This window comes from Streptomyces sp. MZ04, assembly GCF_004684775.1.
GTDB lineage: Bacteria > Actinomycetota > Actinomycetes > Streptomycetales > Streptomycetaceae > Streptomyces.
The window spans coordinates 1-3,852 of sequence record NZ_SRIC01000466.1 but is presented as its reverse complement, the minus strand read 5'-3'; the positions used below and the strand labels follow the sequence as shown (position 1 = coordinate 3,852).

Sequence of the window (3,852 nt, the reverse complement as noted above, 5' to 3'; positions counted from 1 at the left end):
GTGATCTATACAAGGCTATTCGTCGGCAGCGTCGGATGTGTATAAGAGCCAGGGGCGAACCCCGCCCGGAACTCCGCGTCCTCGTACCGAGGAACGGACCGGGGCGCCGCCAGGGCGAACGCCGTCTCCCAGTCCGTCCAGGACCGCGCCGCCGCAGCCCGAACCCCCGCATCACCCGACTCCAGAAGCCGGTTGTACGCGGCGGCGAGATCCCCGCCCCGCTCCCCTTCCGGCACCCCGTCCCGAAACGCCGCCCAGGCCTCGGGAAAGATCCGCCCGAGCCCTCGGGTCAGCAGCTCCACCTCGGCCCGGCTCCCGGTGGCGATCCCCGTGAGGACCAGCTCGGACACCCGCTCCGGATACGTCTGCGCGTACCGCAGCCCCAGCACACACCCCCAGGAACCGCCCCATACCAGCCACCGCTCGATCCCCAGATGCCGCCGCAGCAGCTCCAGATCCGCGAGCAGACGCGGGGTCGTGTTGACGCTCATGTCGGTCGCCGGATCGCTCGCGTGCGGCGTCGAGCGCCCGCACCCCCGCTGGTCCAGCAGCACCACCCGGTACGCGTCGGGGTCGAAGTACCGCCGGAAGAACGGCGTGCACCCGGAACCGGGCCCGCCGTGCAGCACCACCGCCGGCTTCCCGTGCGGATTGCCGCAGACCTCCCAGTACACGCGGTTGCCGTCACCGACGTCGAGCATGCCGTGGTCGTAGGGTTCGATGTCCGGATAGAGGCCCATCGCGGCACCTTAGCCCGGCCACCGAGCACCGCCCCCAGCACCGCCCCCTGACACATCCGGGGCACGCCACATCACTCCGCCTCACGTCACCGCCGCCCCCAACGCCACGAACCCGCAGATCAGCAGGAACAGCACGGCCAGCAGCGGCCACACGAACCGCAGGTACTTGTCGTAACCGACCTTCGCGAGCGCGACGCCGCCGATCGTCACCGCCGTCGTCGGCACCCACAGGTTCATCCAGCCGCTGGCCGACTGCCAGGCCGTGACGACGACCGAGCGGGAGACCCCGGCGAAGTCGGCGAGCGGGGCGAGGATCGGCATGGCGAGGGTCGCGTGGCCGGAGGTGGAGGGGATCAAGAAGGCCAGTGGCAGGTTCACGATGAAGACGATGATCGCGAACAGGCTCGACGATGTGCCCTTGACCAGCCCTTCGATCGAGTGCAGCACCGTGTCCGTGATCTTCGAGTTGTTCATGATCGTCGTGACGCCGCGGGCCAGCAGGATGACCAGCGCGGGCGACACGAAGTCGGCCGCGCCCTGGATGATCGTCGAGCTGAGCTTCTGCTCCCCCATCCGCGCGACGAGCCCGATGAGGACCGCCGCGCACAGGAACAGCGCGGCCAACTCCGGGAAGGACCAGCCGAGTTCGAAGCCGTAGGGCTCGGCGTCGGCCTCGCCCGTGAGCGCGCTCGACCAGGGCACCACGGAGAAGATCATGAAGGTGAAGACGAGCGCGGTCGCGATGAGCACCGCCTTGTGCAGGGCGGTGAGCTCAGGTACCTCACTCGCCTCCGACGAGGTCTGCTCATGGTCCCGGTCGCCGGGCAGGAAACCGGAGAGCGAGCGGTCCGGGTTCCGCTGGACGCGCTTGGCGTAGCGGATGACGTAGGCGACCGTCACGGCCGTCAGGACGATCCACATCGCGAAGCGAAGGACGATGCCGTCGCCGAGCGAGATGTCGGCGGCCGACGAGGCGACGCCCGTCGCGAAGGGGTTCACCGTCGAGCACAGGACGCCGATACCCGCGCCGAGGATGATCGCGCCGACGGCGGTCATCCGGTCGTAGCCGAGCGCGAGCATCAGCGGCACGATCAGGCCGTAGAAGCCCAGCGTCTCCTCCGCGAAGCCCTCGACCGTGCCGAGGACGGAGAAGACGACCATGACGCCGGCGATGAGCAGCGCCCCACGATCGCGCAGCCGGTGCGCGAGCCGCCCGATGCCGCGGTCGAGCGCGCCGGTGGCGAAGACGACGGTGATGAAGGCGCCGATGGCGAGTACGAAGAGGAAGACACCGGCGCTGCCGTACAGCGAGCCGACGTTGTCCGGCGCGACCAGCGAGGTCTTCTCGTCCTGGATGCCGTAGAGGCCGTTGACGGGGGACAGGAAGAGGTCGTTGAGACGGTCGACGAACGACTGGCCGGAGTCGACGCGGTGGTAGGTGCCCTGGACGGGGGCGCCGGAGTCATTGCGGTCGTACTGGCCGGAGGGGATGAGGAAGGCGAGCAGCCAGACGGCCACGGTGACGATCGCGAGGACCGTCAGCGCGCTGGGGAAGGTGAACTTCCCTTTCCGCGCGGGCTCTTCCGTGCCCGGCTCGGGCTCCGTGCCGGTCGTGCTCACGCGGCGCCGCCCCCGGCCCGGAAGTCGGCGGCGTACTCGCGGACGAAGGCGCACATCGCGACGACCGTGTTGCGCAGCTCGGAGAAGAGGACGCGCTCGTTCGGGGCGTGCAGATTACACATGCTGTCCTGGGCGCCGAAGAGCAGCACCTCCGCGCCGGGCGCCGCCTTGGCCAGGCCGTTGACCAGCGGGATGGAGCCGCCGGTCGCGACGGACGAGGCGTCCTCGCCCCAGGCCTCCTTGAGCGCGGCACGCGCGGCACGGTAGGCGGGGCCGCCGGTGGCCGCCTGGTAGCCGGGGCCGGTGTCGCCGGGCGTGACGGTGAGCGGGACGCCGAACGGCGTGAGCGACCGCAGGTGGTCGACCAGCTTGGCCTGTGCGTCCTTCGGGTCCTGGAGCGGGTGGAAGCGCAGGTTCAGCTTGGCCCGTGCGTGCGGCACGACGGCCGAAGCGGCGTGCTCCACGCTGGGCGCGTCAAGCCCGATGACGGTGATCGCGGGGCCGCTCCAGAGCCGCTCCCCCAGGCTGCCGCTGCCGACGAGCGGCATCCCGTCAAGCACCCCGGCCAGCTCGCGGAACTCCTCCTCGGTGTAACTCGTACCGCTCCAGTCCTCGCGCCGCAGCCCCTCCACGGCCACATCCCCGTGTACGTCGTGGAGCGTGGCGAGCGCCTTGAGGAGTACGACCAGGGCGTCGGGCGCCGCACCGCCGAACTCCCCGCTGTGGCGCGGCTCTTCGAGGGTGCGCACCTCGACGACCACTTCGCAGGCGCCGCGCAGCGCGGTGGTGAGGGTGGGGGTGCCGGGCCGGAGATTGCCGAGGTCGGCGACGACCATGGCGTCGCAGGCGAACCGCTCCGGATCGGTGGGCGGATAGTCGTCGAAGGCGCTGCCGTACTCCTCCTGCCCCTCGATGACGATCTTGATCCCGACGGGCGGCCGCCCCTCGTACGCGCGCAACATCCCCAAGTGCGCGATCACATTGGACTTGTCGTCCGCGATGCCACGGGCCCGCAGGCCACCTTCGACGGGGGTCGGCTCGAAGGGCGGCGACTTCCACAGACTCTCGTCGCCGGGCGGCTGGACGTCGTAGTGCCCGTAGAGCAGGACCGTGGGCGTGTCGGGGCCCGGCGGCGGGATCTCGCCGTAGATCACGGGCGCGGTGTCCGGCAGATCGAGCCGCTCGACCGTGGGCACCCCCGCTCCCCGCAGCAGCTCGACGAGCAGATCGTGCGCCGCGAGCACCGGCTCGGCAGGGAAGCCGGGGAAGGCGATCGACGGGATCGCGGCGAGCCGCTCGAGGTCGGCACGGAGCGTGTCCATCAGGTCGTCGACCGTGTCGACGGTGTCTTCGGGCTTCATGGGCGGCACCCCTCGTTCTTCGTCCCGCTTTGCGGCGATCAGCCCGAATTATCGGACCAGGGGACGGGTGCTTCCCGGACGGCTCGCCGTGCGCCCGGCGATGCCGCACAGCTGCCGCACCGCCCCACGCC

The 3,852-nt window shown here is 70.7% G+C and carries 2 protein-coding genes and 1 pseudogene; all 3 read right to left on the bottom strand.

Annotation, left to right across the window (positions count from 1 at the left end; genetic code table 11):
* Positions 1–35: 35 nt before the first annotated feature.
* Positions 36–740: pseudogene (locus E2651_RS41880) on the bottom strand (alpha/beta fold hydrolase); the annotation flags it as partial.
* A gap of 81 nt (positions 741–821) precedes the next feature.
* On the bottom strand, positions 822–2,360 hold the full coding sequence (locus tag E2651_RS41875) for a Na+/H+ antiporter NhaC family protein (RefSeq protein WP_135336506.1): 1,539 nt from the start codon (positions 2,358–2,360) through the stop codon (positions 822–824).
* The gene (locus E2651_RS41870) at positions 2,357–3,721 is read right to left on the bottom strand and encodes a M20/M25/M40 family metallo-hydrolase (protein ID WP_135336505.1); all 1,365 of its coding nucleotides are present in this window, start codon (positions 3,719–3,721) and stop codon (positions 2,357–2,359) included. Before E2651_RS41870 ends, E2651_RS41875 begins: the two co-directional genes overlap by 4 nt.
* Positions 3,722–3,852 lie beyond the last annotated feature (131 nt).

What these genes read in the sequence shown, in the direction of transcription:
- E2651_RS41870 (WP_135336505.1), bottom strand. Translation starts at nt 3,721, where the DNA reads ATGAAGCCCGAAGACACCGTCGACACGGTCGACGACCTGATGGACACG.